Source organism: Kitasatospora sp. NPDC093558 (assembly GCF_040683475.1).
Classification (GTDB): Bacteria; Actinomycetota; Actinomycetes; order Streptomycetales; family Streptomycetaceae; genus Kitasatospora.
Window position 1 is genome coordinate 1 of sequence record NZ_JBFBDY010000908.1, and the last position, 2,138, is coordinate 2,138.

Genomic DNA, 2,138 nt, shown 5'->3' on the forward strand with positions numbered 1-2,138 from the left:
TCTACCACGCGGGCGAGCAGGTCGTCGTCGCCCACGGTTGCGCGAACGCGGCCACCGGCGCACCGATGCTCGAGGACACCGGCTTCCTCTTCGGCTCCGTCACCAAGGTCCTGACCACCACGCTGGTCCTCCAGCAGGTCGAGCGCGGGGTCCTGGACCTCGACGCGCCGGTGGTGAGGTACCTGCCCGAACTGGCCCTGACCACGCCGGGTGCGGCGGACAAGATCCTGGTCCGGCACCTGGTCTCGCACACCAACGGCATCGACGCGGACCTGTTCTTCCCCGATGCCAAGGGCCGTGACGCCCTGAAGGCCTACGTCGAGGGCCTCGCGAGCAGTTGCGGTGCCCTGTTCGAGCCCGGAGAGCGGCTCAGCTACTCCAACGGCGGCATGATCGTGGCGGGCCGCCTGCTGGAGGCGGTGACCGGGCTGCCCTTCCCCGAGTTGCTCAAGCGTGAGCTCTACACGCCGGTCGGCATGACCGGCTCCAGCGCCTCGGCCGAGGAGGCCATCCTGCGCAGCACGGCGGTCGGCCATTTCCCGGATCCGCAGACCATGGCGGCCAGGCCCACCAGCATGTTCATGCTGCCCGATACCTGGGGGCCGGCCGGCGGCACGCCGATCGGCACGATCGCCGACCTGCTCGCCTTCGGGCGCACCCATCTCGCGGGCGGTGTGTCCCCGTCCGGCGCGCGCGTCCTGTCGGCCGAGTCGACCGCGCTGATGCAGCAGGTGGCGTTCGACATGGGCACCCCGAACACCCCGCCGATCGGCCTGGGCTGGGTGCGGTATCCGTTCGGCGACACGACCGTCCTGGCCATGTCGGGTGCCTCGCCGGGCGGGGTGTCCATCCTGTGCGTCCTTCCCGAGCACGACCTGGTGTTCACGGCGTTCGGCAACACCCCGGGGGCGATCATGCTGCAGGACCAGATCCTGCGATGGCTGCTCGGCGAGCACCTCGGTGTGCAGGTCCCCGTGCTGATCACCGAGCTGGAGGAGGACGTCGACCTCAGTCCGTACGTGGGCACGTACCGCTCCAACCAACTCCGCGTCGACGTCAGCGTCGTCGACGGCCAGCTCGAGGAGCGGGTGACGTACGAGCCGGCGGACGCCTCGCAGGAGCGGATCTTCACGCAGTTCGCCGGCGGGAGGGTCTGTGCCCCGCCGCAGCGCCTCGTGCCGATCAGGCCCGGCCTGTTCGCGCCGGCCGGATTCCCGCTGGAGGCCTTCGACGGGTACCTGCGCCTGCTGCTGGTGTCCTACCACGACGTCAGCGACGGCCAGGCGCGCTTCCGCAACGGCGGCGGCCGACTGACCCTGCGGGTCTGACCTGCCCGGTCCGACCTCCCGGACGGCCCCCGGGTGAGAGGATCTCCAGCATGCTCACGATAGGCCAACTCGCCGACTACGCCGGGGTGACCGCCAAGGCCATCCGCCACTACCACGAGCGCGGCCTGCTCGCCGAGCCCGACCGCGACTCGTCCGGCTACCGGCGCTACGACGCCCAACACGCCCTCACCCTGGTCAAGATCAGGACCCTGGCAGGCGCGGGCGTACCGCTGGCCCGCGTCAAGGACCTCCTGGACGGGGACCCCGACACGCTCACCGCGGCCATCGCCGAGATCGACCAAGACCTCCGGGACCGCATCGCGCACCTGCGGCAAGCCCGTGCGAACCTCGCCCGGCTGCGCAGCGGCGACCGGCTGTTCGTCTCCCCGGATGTCGCCGACTACCTCGACCAGTTGCGCGAGCTCGGCGTCAGCGAGCGCCAGGTGCGCCTGGAACGTGACGGCTGGATTCTCCTGCACGCCGCCTCACCCGAGGACGCCGACCGGTGGTTCGCGCAGAAGCACGAGCTGATCACCGACCCCGAGTTCGGCGCCCTCTACCGTGAGACCGACGCCGCCTACGACTGGTCGCCGGACGACCCCCGCCTGCCCGCGCTCGCAGAGCGCACCCTCACGTGGCTCGCCGGCCACCACGGCCCGTCCGAAGCCGGGCCCGTCGGCAACCCCAGGATCGCCCAGCTGGCCGCGCAGACCCAGGCAGGGGCCTCATCCCCGGCCTGGGAGCGCCTCGCCCAACTCATGAGGGCCAGTCCGACCAAGCCGGCTCTGCGGTGACCGGTCCAGACGCGAT

Annotated in this window: 2 protein-coding genes; both read left to right on the forward strand. The window is 71.3% G+C overall.

Features of this window, described 5'->3' with window-relative positions; all coding sequences use genetic code 11:
• On the forward strand, nucleotides 1-1,328 hold a 1,328-nt coding region (locus AB0O00_RS36805), incomplete at its 5' end, for a serine hydrolase domain-containing protein (RefSeq protein ID WP_363659054.1).
• A 50-nt stretch (nucleotides 1,329-1,378) separates the two neighbouring features.
• A complete protein-coding gene (locus tag AB0O00_RS36810) occupies nucleotides 1,379-2,122 on the forward strand; it encodes a MerR family transcriptional regulator (RefSeq protein WP_363659055.1) in 744 nt (247 codons plus the stop codon).
• The last annotated feature ends 16 nt before the right edge of the window (nucleotides 2,123-2,138 follow it).